12 protein-coding genes are annotated in these 16,931 nt (G+C 47.4%); all 12 read left to right on the plus strand.

Features of this window, described 5'->3' with window-relative positions; genetic code table 11:
• Positions 1-258 precede the first annotated feature (258 nt).
• Positions 259-3,801 carry a DUF5717 family protein gene (locus tag BLCOC_RS06145; protein ID WP_242999040.1) on the plus strand — a complete coding sequence of 1,181 codons (3,543 nt, stop codon included), beginning with the start codon at positions 259-261 and terminating at the stop codon, positions 3,799-3,801.
• 16 nt (positions 3,802-3,817) lie between these two features.
• Positions 3,818-5,065, plus strand: coding sequence for a DUF5716 family protein (locus tag BLCOC_RS06150; RefSeq protein ID WP_115624721.1), 1,248 nt, complete (start codon positions 3,818-3,820; stop codon positions 5,063-5,065).
• 10 nt (positions 5,066-5,075) lie between these two features.
• Positions 5,076-5,855 carry a tetratricopeptide repeat protein gene (locus tag BLCOC_RS06155; protein WP_018594286.1) on the plus strand — a complete coding sequence of 260 codons (780 nt, stop codon included), beginning with the start codon at positions 5,076-5,078 and terminating at the stop codon, positions 5,853-5,855.
• 143 nt (positions 5,856-5,998) lie between these two features.
• On the plus strand, positions 5,999-6,709 hold the full coding sequence (purC, locus tag BLCOC_RS06160) for a phosphoribosylaminoimidazolesuccinocarboxamide synthase (RefSeq protein ID WP_115624722.1): 711 nt from the start codon (positions 5,999-6,001) through the stop codon (positions 6,707-6,709).
• A gap of 91 nt (positions 6,710-6,800) precedes the next feature.
• Positions 6,801-8,234: an adenylosuccinate lyase gene (gene purB, locus BLCOC_RS06165; RefSeq protein ID WP_115624723.1), complete on the plus strand. Its 1,434-nt coding sequence runs from the start codon at positions 6,801-6,803 to the stop codon at positions 8,232-8,234.
• Between the two features lie 34 nt (positions 8,235-8,268).
• Positions 8,269-9,558 (plus strand): Na+/H+ antiporter NhaC family protein, encoded by a 1,290-nt coding sequence (locus BLCOC_RS06170; protein ID WP_115624724.1) that lies wholly within the window; start codon positions 8,269-8,271, stop codon positions 9,556-9,558.
• A gap of 116 nt (positions 9,559-9,674) precedes the next feature.
• The gene (locus BLCOC_RS06175; RefSeq protein WP_115624725.1) at positions 9,675-10,556 is read left to right on the plus strand and encodes a helix-turn-helix domain-containing protein; all 882 of its coding nucleotides are present in this window, start codon (positions 9,675-9,677) and stop codon (positions 10,554-10,556) included.
• A 97-nt stretch (positions 10,557-10,653) separates the two neighbouring features.
• The gene (locus BLCOC_RS06180) at positions 10,654-11,985 is read left to right on the plus strand and encodes an extracellular solute-binding protein (protein ID WP_115624726.1); all 1,332 of its coding nucleotides are present in this window, start codon (positions 10,654-10,656) and stop codon (positions 11,983-11,985) included.
• An 11-nt stretch (positions 11,986-11,996) separates the two neighbouring features.
• Positions 11,997-13,073 carry a hypothetical protein gene (locus BLCOC_RS06185; protein WP_115624727.1) on the plus strand — a complete coding sequence of 359 codons (1,077 nt, stop codon included), beginning with the start codon at positions 11,997-11,999 and terminating at the stop codon, positions 13,071-13,073.
• 335 nt (positions 13,074-13,408) lie between these two features.
• Complete coding sequence (locus tag BLCOC_RS06190) at positions 13,409-13,891, plus strand: RNA polymerase sigma factor (protein ID WP_029470168.1); 483 nt, start codon at positions 13,409-13,411, stop codon at positions 13,889-13,891.
• Complete coding sequence (locus BLCOC_RS06195) at positions 13,885-15,321, plus strand: DUF4179 domain-containing protein (protein ID WP_115624729.1); 1,437 nt, start codon at positions 13,885-13,887, stop codon at positions 15,319-15,321. The genes BLCOC_RS06190 and BLCOC_RS06195 overlap by 7 nt, the downstream gene beginning before the upstream one ends.
• Positions 15,322-15,532: 211 nt before the next feature.
• A complete protein-coding gene (locus BLCOC_RS06200) occupies positions 15,533-16,816 on the plus strand; it encodes an adenylosuccinate synthase (protein ID WP_018594275.1) in 1,284 nt (427 codons plus the stop codon).
• Positions 16,817-16,931: the final 115 nt, after the last annotated feature.

A 16,931-nucleotide genomic window follows, 5' to 3' on the forward strand; every position in this document is an offset into this window, starting at 1 on the left:
TCGTATTTATGGAGTTATTGGAGGGGCGGCAGAGGTTGCACCCCATGCGTTTGTAGTGTATAATTGTACTATTCAGGATTTATACCTGAAAATATATACTTACCCACATTATAGCGGGATATAATAAATAGTTCAACATAATAAACGAGGATTTCCCACTTCTGCTTATGGGGATAGTGGGATAGATCATCAAAAACAAGTTAAGAATCGGAGATTCTCCGGCCCTTTGCAGGCAGGGAGATAACGGGGTAAAATACATTGAAGAGAAGAATAGAACAACTGATAAATGGAAGATTTGAATACGAGGTTCCAAGCCTTTTGCTGTCCATGGAAGAGATCAGGGAGCGCACAAAGGCAGGGGAAAATATCAGGGGAAAGCTGATAATAGCAGCAGAGAACGGGAGTCGCATAAAAGGGATCGCCTATTCTTCCCATCGCCGTTTTCTTCTGGGAAAAGAGCGTTTTACCGGGGAGAAGATAGAGATTCCGTACGGAGCTGATGTAAAAGGCCTGAATCCCGGGGATTCCTTTGAGGGAGAAGTGGTGCTGAGTACCAGCATCGGTGAGCACAGGATCCCCTTTCATATACAGGTAGAGCCCTGCCGCATCAAGACGTCAGCCGGCTCCATCAGGGACTTGGATGCCTTTGCAGAGCTGGCGAAAAAGGATTTTAAAGAGGCGTACCACCTGTTTTTGGACGATTCCTTTCCGGAACTTCTGAAAGAGGAACAGGAGGTTCTGCCTTACTATTATGCCATGGCCAAGAACCCTGTGACCTGGCAGCATCTGGAGGAATTCCTCATCGGTACAGGCAAAAAAGAGCCTGTGAAACTTCATCTGGAGCAGGAAAAGCTGGAGATTTATGAGGTGCAAAGCTCTCTTATGGACAGCGTCCGTGTGCGCAGAAGCGGATGGGGATATCTGAAGGCCAGTGTGAGTGTGGAAGGCGATTTTCTGGAAGTGGAGAAAAAGTCCATCCGGGACGAGGATTTTATCGGCAGCGTTTATGAGCTGGAGTATATTATTCGCAGAGAGAACCTGGGCCGGGGCAGGAATTACGGCAGGATCTGTATCAAAACCGTTTACCAGACCCTTGTATACGAGGTCATGGCTTCCAAGAGCGGCAAGATCCAGGTCAATGTCACGGCTTATGAGAAGAAAAAGAAACTGGAGCTTTTAAGGGATTATCTGGATCACAGCCTGGAAAAATTGTCAAAAAGCCAGTGGGAGAGTAAGACCTTAGAACTTCTCATCGAGCTTCGGGAGACCGGGCATTACACCACAGAACACCAGTTATTTGAAGTGTGGTTCTACCATGAATGCGGGGAGGACGGCAAAGCAAGAGAAGCCTTTGATAAGCTGAAGGACAACAGCCGGATCCAGGCTGAGGAGGAGTTAGAAGGGGTTTATCTCTATCTGGAGGACATATTGGGCTGCAGCCAGGATATCCGGGAGAAGATGGTAGTGCGTCTCCATCAGCTTTACCAGCGCAGGGAGGACAGCTTCCTTCTGCTGTATCTCCTGCTGAAGACGGACTCCGAACAGGTGCGGACCCAGTCCAAGAAGATCTATCTGCTGGAGGAGCAGTACAGAACCGGCTGCAGAAGCCCGTTTCTCTATCTGGAAGCGTGCCGCATTGCAGCAGGGGACGGGGCACTGCTGCGCAGGATCAGCCCCTTTACCATCCAGGTGCTGCTCTTTGCCATGCGGCATGACATTATGACAGAGGAGATGGCTTTTAGAGCTACAGACCTGGCCGGACAGATGAAGGACTTCAGCCGGAAGGTATACGAGATCCTGGAATATATCTATGAGAAATTTCCATCTACAGCCGTGGTGCGCTCCATCTGTATGCTGATCATGAAGGGAGATCCCAGGAAGAAGGAATACTTCCGCTGGTATGAGCTGGCAGTGGAAAAAGAGCTGAAGATCACAAGGCTGTATGAGTATTATATTGAGACCATGAGCCGCAATTACCAGAAGATGCTTCCGCGCATGATCCGCATGTATTTCAGCTATAACAATACCTTGAGTGACGCGAAAAAAGCCTTTGTGTACAGCAATGTGATACGCAATAAGGAAGTGGACAAGACCACTTATCTAAGCTATAAAAGCAGTATGGAACAGTTTGCCTGCGAGAAGCTCAAAGAGGGCAGGATGAATGAGGATTTCGCTGTTGTGTATCAGGAATTCTGTTTGAATTCCCATGATCCCGCAGTGAAGAGAGCTCTTGCTAAGGTGCTTTTCACCCACAGACTTTACTGTGATGATCCCAAGATACGCCGGGTGATCGTCCGTCATGCGGCCTTCCGGGAAGAACAGACGTATACCTGTACGGACAAAGTGGCCTATGTGTCCATTTACACGCCGGACGCCAGGATCGTCTTTGAGGACGACAGGCAGAGACGTTATATCCAGACCATAGATTACAATATCCAGCCTCTTCTGGAGAGAAAAGAACTGGCAAGACAGCTTTTGGCTGAAGGGATCAGGACCCCCGGACTTCTGCTCTACACCTGCGGTGAGCTGAACCACGAGAATCCCATAACAAGAGAGAACATTTCCTGCATCCAGGATGTTTCCGGGGAGGAATGCTTCTCTGAGGATTACAGGCAGAGAGTGCGCAGACGTCTGCTTCTCTACTACGAGGAGCATATGGACAACGACAATCTGAAGGATTATCTGAGAGAGATGGATTTTCACAGCTTTGCAAAGGTCAACAAGAGCCTGCTCATCACCATTTTGATCAAACAGGGGATGTATGTGGGAGCTTATGATCTGTTGTGTGAATACGGGTATGAGGAGATAGACCCGAGAGACCTGCTTAGGCTGTGCAGCCGTATGATACTCAATCTGGAGTTTGAATACGAGGAGGAGCTGCTTTTACTGGCTCACCATATATTCAGGGAGAATACCTATGATGAGGTGGTCCTTGAATATCTGACCAAGTATTTTGAAGGACCTGTAGACGAGATGATCCGGGTATGGGAGCGCTCCATGGGATTTTCCATAGAGGCGTATGAGCTGGAGGAAGACATTCTGACATACAGTATGTTTACCAGGATCTATCATCCAAAAGACGCTGCAGTCCTGAAAGATTACGTAAAATTAAGCGGCAAGGAACAGGTGATACTGGCATATTTAAGCTTTGCGTCTTTCCAGTATTTTGTGGGGGGAAAAGAGGCGGAGGAGTTTATTTTCCGCTCATTGGAGCATGTGAGGAAAAAAGGATGGGAGTACGATATTGTATGTGACCTGGCCCTTCTCAAATACTATGCGGAGGATAATAAATGGGAAGAAAGCAGGGTGGAGACAGCCCGTTCCATTCTGACCATATGTGCCAGGACAGGGCTTAAATTCGCCTTCTTCCAGGAGCTTCCCAGAACTCTTTTGCAGAGAATGCAGCTTGAAGACAAGGTGTTTGCCCAGTGTCAGGCCAGTCCCAGGGCGGATGTGACCATTTACTACCGCATGCTACAGGCAGACAGGGAGCCGGGAGAGTTCAAAAAAGAACCTCTGAAAAATCTGTATCAGGGTATTTATAATAAAGAATTTATCCTGTTTTACGGTGAGGTTCTGGAGTATTACTTTACTGTCTCAGCGGGCGGGGAAGTTAAAGAGACCGGAAAGAACAAGCTCACTGTTCCGGAGGCAAAGCTGGAGGGGACTACCAAGTACCAGATGATCAACCGTATGCTGGCGGCGAAACAGCAGGGGAGAGAGCAGGAGCTTATGGAACTGCTTGGACAGTACAGGCAGCAGGAAGCGTGGGTTTCCTCTCTCTTTGAACTGATAGAATAAGGAGGCAGACTAGGGCATGAATGAGACAAGAAATATTATTGCAGGCCTGGAACTGGGAAAGGAATTTTCCCAGATCTGCTATTATGACAGAAAAGAAAAAGAGCCTGTCTCCATTTCCGTGAAGACAGGCAGCAATCAGTATACATTTTCAACCAGGCTTTCCAAAAGGCCCAGAACAGAGGTGTGGCACTTCGGTATGGAGGCGGATTATTTTTCCATGCATGAGGGGGAAATCCCGGTGGACAACCTGCTGGAAATCTGGGCACAGGGAGAACCGGTGGAGATAGACGGGGGCTGGTACAGACCCGAGGAATTGCTGGAAATCTATCTAAAGGGCTGCCTGTCCGTTCTGGGTGTAGCAGAGCCGGCAAGACAGATCAAAACGCTGATGATAACCGTTCCGGACCTGAACCGGGTGCTGGTGCGCAAGCTTCAGAGAGTGTGCAGCCGTCTGAAATTCACCTCCGGACAGGTGCTTCTGCAGGATTATGAGGAGAGCTTTTACTATTATGTGATGAGCAAGAGACTGGACAACTGGAACCGGATGACAGGACTTTTCACATTTGAAAAGGGAAAGGTTTCTTTCTCCCGCATGGTGGTTGACAGCCAGAAAAAACCCATGCTGGTCACAGTGGAGCACGGTAAGACCATAACCCTTCCCGAAGACCCGGACCAGAAAGATGTGGATTTTTATCAGCTTATAGCGGATTCCTGCGGCAATGATACATATGCGGGAATATATCTGGTAGGTAACGGCTTTTCAAAGGAGTGGGCAGTGAGAAGCGTGCCCCTTCTGTGCAAGAACCAGCGCCATGTATATTATGGAAATAATATGTATGTGAAGGGCGCCTGCTACGCGGCAAGAGAGCGGACAGAGGAGAAGCTTCTGGGCACATATCTGTATGTGGGAAATGCTCTGGTGCAGAACCATGTGAGCATGGAAATGCTGGTCCAGGGGGCAAAAAAGAATTATACAGTTGCTGAAGCGGGAAGAAACTGGTATGAGACAGAGCATGAGTTTGAACTGCTTCTGGACGGCAGAGAGGATCTGGAATTCATGGTGAAGCCTATGGAGGGCGGGGAAGTCAGACATTACTGCATGAAGCTGCCGGGACTTCCGAAAAGGCCTGACAGGACTACAAGACTCAGGGTACATGTCATGTATGAATCTGCGGACACCTGCATTATTCTGGTGCAGGATCTGGGATTCGGGGAGATGTTCCCCTCAAGCGGCCTGATGTGGACCGAGAGAGCAGCGTGGTAGGAGGAAAGAGATGAGCGGATACATATTATGTCAGATAAAGCGGGCTTCCCTTCCGTTTTATATTGAGAACATCAGCACGAATATCTACAGCATAGAAGAATTATGTTATTATCTCTACCACAACATTTATCTGCTGGACGAGACGATCATCAATGAGCATCTCTGCGACTGGATAAAGAACGAGCTGGGACTTTTAAAGCTCTACCAGAAGCTGTACCGGATCCTGGAGGAGGAGCGGGGGGCAGGGGATTTTATCCTGGCTGTATTCAGGGAGATCAATTACCTGACCCATGAGCAGTTTAAAAAGCTGAATGAGGAACTTGTTGTTTTGGAACAGCTTCCCGATGTGGCGCGCAAGAAGAAAAAAGGTGACTATCTGGTTGACAACAGAATGTTCGTAAATGCCATACGAATTTACGAGGACGCACTCCGAAGTGTGGATACCGGAGGCCTGGGTGGACAGTATGAGGGAGAGATTTATCACAATATGGGCTGTGCCTATCTGCATCTTTTCCAGATGGATGAGGCCAAGTCCTGTTTTGAAAAGGCATATGAAAAGCTTCACACCAAACGGATCCTGAAGCATTATCTGTGTGCCTGCAGGATGATCATGGAAGAGGCCCAGTGGCAGGGAGAATGTGCCAGAATGGGTGCGGATCTTGAGACCTGCAGGGAGATCCGGAAAGAGATGGAATCCCAAAAAGCTGCCGATTCCCAGGAGAAGCAGGAGGATATAGGGGCTGTTTTGGAAAAATACACAAAAGAATACCACAGAAGCACCGGATTTTAGGCTTGTGTTTTGAAAACCGATGTTATATAATTCCTTGTGTATCGTAACGTTTCTCCAAGGAGTGTTTGTAAACTGCTTTCGGCAAGCTGTGTACACTCTGGTGGGAGAAATTAATATTATGGAAAAAGGACAGGTGTACGAAGGTGAAGAAGTTAGAACAGCTTTATGAAGGAAAAGCAAAGAAAGTATTTGCAACAGACGTAGACGGCGTTGTGATCGTAGATTACAAAGATGATGCCACAGCATTCAACGGCGAGAAAAAAGGCACGATCGTAGGCAAAGGCGCTATCAACAACCGCATGACCAACTATGTTTTCCAGCAGCTGGAAAAGGAAGGCGTACCGACTCACTTCGTAGAAGAACTGAGCGACCGTGAGACAGCCGTAAAAAAAGTGAGCATCGTTCCTTTAGAGGTTATTGTTCGTAACGTGGCTGCAGGAAGCTTCTCCAAGAGAATGGGAGTGGAAGAGGGCAAACAGCTTCTCTGCCCGATCTTAGAGTTCAGCTACAAAGATGATGACCTGGGCGACCCCTTCATCAATGACGACTATGCACTGGCATTAGGACTGGCTACACAGGAAGAAATCGACACCATTAAAAATTATACAAGAAAGATCAACGAATTCCTGATCAAATATTTCCTGAATGCAGGAATGAAGCTGATCGATTTCAAAATTGAATTCGGTAAATTAGCAGACGGAACTATCATCCTGGCGGACGAGATTTCACCGGATACCTGCCGTCTGTGGGATGTGGAAACAAACGAGAAGCTGGACAAAGACCGTTTCAGAAGAGACATGGGCAATGTAGAAGAGGCATACAACGAAGTATTCAAACGTCTGGGCCTGGCTTGATCAGTGGGGTGCCCGGGACACCTTCCGGCTCGGAAGGCGCCTCGTGCGCCCTTTTTATTTTATCAGATAAACAGAAAAAAGGAGAATTTAAATGAGTACAGATAGATATCAAAGCCCATTATCCGAGCGTTACGCCAGCAAAGAAATGCAGTACATTTTCTCACCGGACATGAAGTTCCGCACATGGAGAAGACTGTGGATCGCACTGGCAGAGACAGAGAAAGAGCTGGGATTAAATATTACCCAGGAACAGATCGACGAGTTGAAAGCCCATGTGGATGACATCAACTACGACGTGGCAAAAGAGAGAGAAAAACAGGTACGCCATGACGTTATGTCACATGTATACGCATACGGCGTTCAGTGTCCAAAAGCAAAAGGGATCATCCATCTGGGAGCAACCTCCTGCTATGTAGGCGACAACACAGATATTATTGTGATGACAGAAGCTCTGAAGCTGGTCAAGAAGAAACTGATCAATGTCATCGCAGAGCTTGCAAAGTTTGCGGACGAGCACAAAGCCCTTCCGACTCTGGCATTTACGCATTTCCAGCCGGCACAGCCCACCACAGTAGGTAAGAGAGCGACCCTGTGGATGCAGGAATTTATGCTTGATCTGGAAGATCTGGATTACGTTATCAGCACTATGAAGCTGTTGGGATCCAAGGGAACCACAGGTACACAGGCCAGTTTCCTGGAGCTGTTTGACGGGGACCAGGAGACCATTGACAAGATCGATCCCATGATCGCAGAGAAGATGGGATTTAAGGAGTGTTATCCTGTATCCGGACAGACTTATTCCAGAAAAGTGGACACCAGAGTGCTGAATGTACTGGCAGGTATCGCGGCCAGTGCTCACAAGTTCTCCAATGACATCAGACTTCTGCAGCACTTAAAAGAAGTGGAAGAGCCATTCGAGAAGAGCCAGATCGGTTCCTCAGCCATGGCTTATAAGAGAAACCCCATGAGAAGTGAGCGTATTGCATCCCTGTCACGTTTTGTTATGGTGGATGCTTTGAATCCGGCTGTCACTTCCGCTACCCAGTGGTTTGAGAGAACTTTGGATGACTCGGCAAACAAACGTCTCTCCGTTCCGGAAGGCTTCCTGGCCATTGACGGTATCCTGGATCTGTGCCTGAACGTGGTGGACGGCCTTGTGGTATATCAAAAAGTTATTGAAAAACGTCTGAGAAGTGAGCTTCCGTTCATGGCAACAGAGAATATCATGATGGATGCTGTAAAAGCAGGCGGAGACCGCCAGGAGCTTCACGAGAGAATCCGCGAGCTTTCCATGGAAGCGGGCAAAAATGTAAAAGTGGAAGGAAAAGAGAACAACCTTCTGGAGTTGATCGCCGCTGATCCTGCATTCAATATGAGCCTGGAAGACCTGCAGAAGACCATGGAGCCGTCCCGCTATACAGGACGTGCCCAGGTACAGGTGGAGGCGTTCCTGAAAAATGTTGTGCAGCCGGTACTGGACGACAACAAAGAAATCCTGGGAATGACTGCAGAGATCAACGTATAACAATACAAAGAAAAAACAATTCGGAGGTTTTTACATGAAGGAGCAAAAGCGGGGGAATCCTATAGCACTTTTGCCCATTGGGGTGTTCCTGATCATTTTTATCGGAGCAGGTATTCTGTTCCATGACTTTTATACTATGCCCGCGATCGTGGGATTTTTGATCGCGCTTACGGTGGCATTTTTCCAGAACCGAAAAGTGAAATTCCAGGAAAAGGTGGCAATCATCTCCAAGGGGATCGGTGAGGAGAATATTGTCACCATGTGCCTGATCTTTTTGGCAGCAGGAGCCTTTTCCGGGTCCATAAAAGCGGCGGGCGGTGTGGAGAGCACAGTCAATCTGGGACTTTCCATCATGCCGTCATCCATTGCTGTGGTAGGGCTTTTTATCATTGGCTGTTTTATCTCCATTTCTATGGGAACCAGTGTGGGTACCATCACAGCCATGGCGCCTATCGGCGTGGGGATCGCGGAGAAGACAGGTATCCCTCTTCCCATCTGCATGGGAGCTATTGTGTGCGGTGCCATGTTTGGTGACAACCTGTCCATGATATCAGATACCACAATTGCGGCTGTGAGGACACAGGGTTGTGAGATGAAGGACAAATTCAGGGAGAACTTTTTTATCGTTCTGCCTGCAGCGGTGATTACCGCTGTGATCTTCTTCATTATCGCCAGGGGAAATGCCGGGATCATTGACGACGATCTGAGTTTCCAGATCATCAAAGTAATTCCGTACCTGGTCGTTCTGATCGGCGCGCTCATCGGCATTAATGTGTTCATTGTGCTGATAACAGGTACTGTGCTGTCCCTTATTGTGGGAGTTGGCACAGGCGCGTTTGCAGTCAGCGAAATGTTCCAGAAGATGGGGGACGGCATCACCGGAATGTATGATATCACGGTGATATCTATTATCGTGGCGGCGATCGTGGCTTTAGTGAAGGAGCACGGTGGTATTGAGTATATCCTGAACATGATCAAGAAAAGGATCAACGGCGAGCGGGGCGGGGAGTTTGGTATCTCCATTCTGGCTCTGCTGGTGGACTGCTGTACAGCCAATAATACGGTGGCGATTGTTATGGCAGGTCCCATCGCAAAGGAGATCAGTGAGGAGTTCAAGGTGAGTCCAAAAAGGAGCGCATCCCTTCTGGACATCTTTGCATCCGTAGGCCAGGGAATGATCCCTTACGGCGCCCAGCTTCTGGCTGCTGCCAGTTTGTCCGGTCTGACGCCTATTGCGATCATGCCGTATCTGTTTTATCCTATTTTGATGGGGGTATCCGCAATCGGATTTATCCTTTTCCGCAGGAGAGAATTGGCGGGATAAAGAGTGAACTGTTAGGAAATGTTTGTGAGACAGCTATATTCTTTGGAATATGGCTGTCTTTTTCTTTCTGTTGGTATATGATATAGATACTATGGGGAATCAAACGGGAGGTTTTTATGTTCATACAAAAGAAAGAATATTTGAAACAGGAATATCAGACGTTCCGGGATTACAGTATGTATGTGGAGCGGGTCACAGTGAACCAGGATTTTATGGAGCATACCCATGAATTTGATGAGATCGTGATCGTGGTGTCAGGTTCAGGAGAGCATCTTGTGGAACAGCAGGTGTACCGCCTTGGAAGAGGCGATGTATTTGTCATCAAGGGAGACGTGAAGCATGGGTTTAGAAATAATAAGGATCTGAAAATAATAAATATTATGTATGATCCCCGGCTGCTCTTCGGTGAGAATGAAGAACTACGTTTTATAGAGGGCTTTGACTATATGTTTCTTATCCAGCCGGAATGGCTGCCCCATCTGGCATACCCCTATCGTGTTACCATGGAGGATGAAACAGTAAAGGTGGTGGAACAGTTGGCGGATTTTCTGATAGAACAGCTCAGGGATGCCAGAGGTCAGTATTATGTGGCAGTAAAATATGGGGTTAAGACACTTATCTCCTACATTGCCAATAATTACAGGACAGAACAGCATCTGTCGGACAGAATGAAGATACTGGCCAGCGCCATTCATTATATCCGTTCTAATCTCAATACGTCCATTAAAGTTGCGGATATAGCCAAAAGTGTTACAATTTCCCCAAGACAGCTAGAGCATGTATTTTCGGAGGAGTGCGGCATGTCTCCCATCGAATATCTGACAGAGCTTCGTTTGAAGCATGCCAGAACGATTTTGATGAACACCCAGCGGCCCATCCGCATTGTGGCGGAGGAGTCAGGCTTTGAGGACCCCTCTTATTTTGCCAGGGTTTACAAAAAGAGATTTCATCTTTCACCCAGTCAGACAAGAAGGCAAAATGGGGAGATGTCGGAATAGTCCTAATTATTGTCGTCTTCCTATCTTGTAGAGTGTCGCCGTGAATGTAATAATATACTTATAAATTCAGGGCAAAACTACAAGGAGGAAGAAAAAAATGAAAAGGCGTTTTAGTATAACGGCAGGCTTGGCGGTATTATCCGCTGTATTTGCCTTGTCGGGGTGTGGGGGAAACAGCGGGGGTGCAGATAATGACACTTCCGGCCAAGACGAAGAGGGCAGCAAAGAAATCCTGTTCTGGAATACAGGTACAGGAGAGACAGACAAACTCATTTATGAGACAGCAGTAAAAAAATTTAATGAAAGTACAAAAAGCGGATATCACATCACGTCCGTTGCATCTGAGCCGGATGTGTACAAGGAAAAGATAGTGATAGCCATGAGTTCCGGGGAATGTCCGGATCTCTATGCCAACTGGTCGGGCGGACCCATGAATGAATACATAGAAGCAGGGTACGGGCAGCCCATAGACGAACTTTTTGACAAAAGCCAGATCAAAGATAAGATGCAGGAGGCAGCTATCGCGCAGGGACAGTACAAAGGGAAGATGTATTCCATCGGCGTATTGAACGACTCTATAGCCGGTATCTTTTATAATAAGGAAATGTTTCAGGAATATGGACTGGAGGTTCCCAAAACAGTAGCAGAGCTTGAGCAAGTCAGTGATACTTTGGCAGCAAACGGAAAAATCCCATTTGCCCTGGCAAATGAAGCAAAATGGACGGGATCGATGTTCTTTATGTCCCTGGCCGCCCGGGAGGGAGGGCTGGAACCCTTTGATAAAGCTGTGGCAGGGGAGGGCAGTTTTGAAGATGAGAGCTTTCTTTATGCCGGCCGGAAGATTCAGGAATGGGTGGAAAAGAACTATTTTCCGGAAGGTGTCAACAGCCTGAGTGAAGGGGACGGACAGGGAAGGCAGCTATTATATCAGGAAAAAGCTGCCATGATACTCATGGGCTCCTGGTATACCAGTACCATGCAGTCTGAGAGCGGGGAATTTTATGAAAAAGTAGGATGGTTTCCATTCCCTGCCATCGAGGGAAAAGAGGAGAACGGTGATATTGTCATAGGAACGATTGGAGACCAGTTTTTTACTTTTAACTGTACCGGGGAAAAACAGCAGGCGGCATTCCAATTTATAGAGACATTTTTTGACGATGATATGGTGGAGCTGATGGTGGAACAGGGAAAAATCCCTCCGGTAAAAGGTGTGGAGGATATGATAAAAGACCCTGTCTGTCTGCAGATTCTGGATGCAGTGAACCGTGCGCCGGCTACACAGCTTTGGTATGACCAATATCTTCCGCCGGAAGTAGGACAGGTGCATCTCGATACCTGTCAGGATCTATTCGGCTTAACGACCACGCCCGAGGACGCAGCAGCAAAATTCCAGGATGCTATGGAAAAATATAACGCAGAGAGAAAATGAGGTACGTGTAAATGAGAGTGGATTTTGATAGGATAAAAGAGCGTATGACAGCTCTCTGGAACCATGAAATATTGGACAGGTGCTGTGTCAGCGTAATATATGAGGAGCCGGAAAAGAGACAGGCCATAGATGCTTTCCCGGTGGGCAGTGAAGACAGGATGAGGTACTGGACAGACCCGGAGATAGTGCTTCAAAGAAATCTCAGTCATATGGACAATACTTATTATGCGGGAGATGCTTTCCCTCTGGTATCCCTGAATCTGGGACCTGCCGGCCATGCGGGGTTTGTAAAAAATATGAAATGGAGCTATGAACCCAGTACCATATGGTTCACGCCATTTATGCAGGACGAACTGAATCCGGAGAGGATCATTTTCGATGAAAACAGTTTCCTTTTTCAGAAGACACTGGAGCATGCCAGATATTTCCGGGATGAGTGCAGGGGAGAATATCTTATCTCCATGCCGGATCTGGCGGGCAATATGGATGTTCTGGCTGCCCTGAGAGGCTCACAGGAACTGTTGGTGGATTTTCTTGCAGAAGATGAAGCGGTCATCCGGGAATGCCTGGACAGGATACAGCGCATGTGGGAGGCCGGATTGGAAGAGACATACAAAATTGTGGAAGACTGTAACCATGGAGGCAGTACAATAGGATGGCTGCGCACCTGGGCACCCGGGTTACACGGACAGATACAGTGTGATATTTCCGTAATGTTTTCCAATGATATCTATGAAAAATACGCGAGAAGAGAGTTGGAGAAGCAGAGCGGATTTCTTGAATATCCTCTTTATCATTTCGACGGAATGGAGCAGATCCGGCATTTGGATACATTGCTGTCTGTTGAGAAGCTGCGTATGATCCAGTGGACCAGTGTGGTGGGACAGCCCTCGCCGCTGCAGTTTATAGACCAGCTCAAAAAAATCCAGGAAAAGGGAAAAGGCCTTCTTCTGCTTTTAAAACCGGAAGAGATAGAGCCTGCCATGGAACAGCTTTCCTCCAAAGGCCTTTTTATTCTGGCGGAGGCTAAGAGCAGGGAGGAAGCAGACAGGATTGTAAAGATAGTAGAAAAAAATACCAGAGAATAAGAAATGTTGAGAAGGCAGCACCTGCGGCTCGGTAATATCCGGGCTGACAGGTGCTTTTTTGTCTTGCAGAGAGAACCTGTGAAGCCCTGTGCCAGGTTTTTTAACTTGCATGTGGCGGTGAGGACTATTTATAATATCTGTGTAACTGCTCAGTACCCTCACAGTTACTGGAAAAAATTTATGTGAAATTATAAGAGAACCTTTTTATCACCTGGGGTATCTAATTAATAACAATAGAGATAAGGCAAAAACAGAATCTATTGTGTACAAAAAACGGAGCTCACGTTTTTACAGCCGGCAGGATGACCCTGCCCGGTGTACGAAAAGGAGGAACCATGCAGCAGCAGGAGTTTATACAAGCCGTCAGAGACGCGGAGACTACCATGTACCACGTGGCAATGTCCATTCTCAGAAATGAAGCGGACAGTGCAGATGCAGTGCAGGAAGCGCTTTTAAAGGCTTTTGAAAAATTAGATACCCTGAATGAAGAAAAATATTTCAGAACATGGCTGACCCGTATTCTGATCCATGAGTGTTATCAGATCCAGCGCAAAAAGAAACGTCTGGTTCCTTACGAGGAGTATGTGGAGAGGGAGCCGGGGAAAGAGGATAAGCTATATACAGATCTCTATGACGCCATAGACGATCTGCCGGAAGACCTGCGTGTAGCGGTGACATTATTCTATATAGAAGGATTTTCTATTGCAGAGATTGCAAAGATGCTGGGCAGCAGGGAAAATACAGTGAAAACACGGCTTTACAGGGGAAGAAACCAGCTTAGGAAGATTCTTGGTGATAAGGAGGAAGCATTATGTTAGAGCAGGGAAAATGGGGACAGGGAGCACCAAAGCCTTCAGAGGAATTTCATAACAGATTTGAGGAGAGTTTGAAACTGATAGAGAAAAAGGCAGAGAACGCAGGGGAGAAAGCATCTGCCGGCGCTGAGATCATCAGGATGGACAGGATGGAAAAACGAAGAATCGGGCGTTTGAAAAAAGCAGCAGTGGGTTGTACCGCCGCTGCCGCTGCCATGGCAGTCTTTATCGGGGCCTGTTATCAGAATCCGGTGTGGGCTTCCAATCTGCCGCTGATCGGACATATATTTGAGAGAATGGAAGGAAAACTCGCCTTCGGAGAAAATTATAAGGATTATGCGGAACCGCTGGATAAGGAAGCAGCAGAAAATCAGGAAAGCGGCGGCCAGGAAAGCGGGAAGGAAAACAGTGGACAGGAAAACAGCGGGCAGAGCAGCAGTGATCAGGACAGCAGTGCCGGAAAAGGGGCATTCACCAGGACAGTAGACGGCACTACGGTTAGCATGTCTGAGAGCTACTGCAGCGGCTCGGCTCTGTACCTTTCCCTCGTGATAGAATCAGAGGAACCGTTTCAGGATACCCTCCTGAATAGGAACGGACAGCCATCTATCAGTGTGAGAACAACGGAAAATTACAGTTTTAATCCTCAGGAACAGTCTGACCTTGTCTATCTGGAAGGCGAGTTTTTGGATGAAAATACCTATGCAGGGGTTATGCGTATAGACCTGAACATGAAGAATACAGATAACAGCGAGCTGCAGGAAAAGGCCGCAGAGGCTGAGGCAAACGGAGAAGAATTTATAGTTGACGCGGAAGTGCTGGATCAGTACAGCACCAAATTAGAGATACCGGAACAGTTCACCCTGAATTTGGACATCAGTCAGATCATAGGAGATTTGGCTAATCCAGATACCTTCAGTACAGGGTACACGGCGGAGGAACTGGAAGCCATGTCAGATGAAGAGTGGAACCGGGTCATGACAGAGGCAGAAAATGAAGGCGGCTGGAACAGCTTCCCAAACAGCCACGAAAACTGGTGGATGGAAGGCTCCTGGCAGTTTGAGCTTGATATCACTGCCGACCCTTCCAAGACCCAGACTGCGGAGGTGGACCAGATGAATGAAGCCGGCGCAGGCATTGCTAATGTTGTTAAGACTCCCTTTGAGATCACAGTAAATGAGTTGTATGATGATGAAACAAAAGGTGCGGATTATTTCCCGGTCATCCTGGATGCTCAGGGCAAAGTTATGGATGTTACAGCAGGCTCTGTGAACACCGTATCAGTGAAAAACCATGATACCTCCACAGTCTACGTCTACTTATGCGATTACGATGAGTATATGGATGAGCTGAAGGGTCGCAAGCAGGAGGATGGATTCAAAGGATTGATGGATGAAAAGGCAAAATTTGCCGCGGAAGTGCATTTTGACTAACAGTTTTCGATAAAAAACATCTGTACAGAAAGTCAGATTTCTGTTCAGACCAGGGCAGGAGCCGCTTTGAACCGCCAAAACACGGGGAAAACGGCTCCTTTCCCATGAAAATCCACAATTTTTCATCTGAATTTACAAATTAGAACTTTATTTCTTAAAAGAAATGTAGTATGATACATGGGTACAAAAAGTTCATTAGGAGGAATAAAAAATGGTAAAAGCAGTAGTAGGGGCTAACTGGGGAGATGAAGGTAAGGGTAAAATCACTGACATGCTCGCACAGGAATCCGACATTATCGTAAGATTCCAGGGCGGTGCCAATGCGGGCCATACAATTGTAAACAATTACGGAAAATTTGCGCTCCATACTCTTCCGTCCGGTGTGTTTTACGACCACACAACCAGTGTCATCGGAAACGGTGTTGCGCTTAATATCCCGGTACTGTTTAAAGAGATTCAGTCTATTGTGGACAAGGGTGTACCTGCACCGAAGATTAAAGTTTCTGACCGCGCGCAGATCGTAATGTCCTATCATATCAAATTCGATGAATATGAGGAAGAGCGTCTGGCAGGAAAATCTTTTGGATCCACCAAGTCTGGAATCGCACCGTTTTATTCTGATAAATATGCAAAGATCGGTTTCCAGGTCAGCGAGCTGTTCGACGATGATGCGGCACTGAAAGAAAAAGTGGAGCGTGTATGCGAGACTAAAAATGTGACCCTGGAGCATTTATACCACAAACCGCTTCTGAACCCGGATGATATCATGAAGGAGTTAATGGAGTATAAAGAGATGATCGCCCCTTACGTGTGCGATGTCTCCCTGTATCTGTGGAATGCACTGAAAGAGGGAAAAGAAGTGCTTCTGGAAGGACAGCTTGGTTCCCTGAAGGACCCGGATCACGGTATTTACCCCATGGTTACATCCTCATCCACACTGGCTGCCTACGGCGCAGTGGGTGCAGGCATCCCGCCCTATGAGATCAAGAAGATCATCACAGTGTGCAAGGCTTATTCCAGCGCTGTAGGTGCAGGTGCTTTTGTATCTGAAATCTTCGGTGACGAGGCAGACGAGCTGAGAAGACGCGGCGGTGACGGCGGTGAGTTCGGCGCAACAACAGGGCGCCCAAGACGTATGGGATGGTTTGACTGTGTGGCTTCTAAATATGGCTGCCGTATGCAGGGAACCACAGACGTGGCATTCACTGTTCTGGATGTACTGGGATATCTGGAAGAGATCCCGGTATGCGTGGCATACGATATTGACGGTGAGATCACAACAGAGTTCCCCACAACAGGCAGACTGGAAAAGGCAAAACCGGTTCTGGAGACACTTCCGGGCTGGAACTGTGATATCCGCGGTATCAGAAATTATGATGACCTTCCGGAGAACTGCCGCAGATATATTGAATTTGTGGAAGAAAAGATTGGTTTCCCCATCACTATGGTTTCCAATGGTCCAAGCCGTGAGGATATTATTTACCGCAATAAATAAAAATGCAATAGACAACAATAAGAAACCGCTCCATTGGTTCATACAATGGGGCGGTTTCTTATTTCATAGAGTGTGCTCATGCCGCAGGATATCGCATGTTATTGTGTACCTGCGG

Origin of the sequence: Blautia coccoides (assembly GCF_034355335.1) — a bacterium.
Taxonomy (GTDB): domain Bacteria; phylum Bacillota; class Clostridia; order Lachnospirales; family Lachnospiraceae; genus Blautia; species Blautia producta.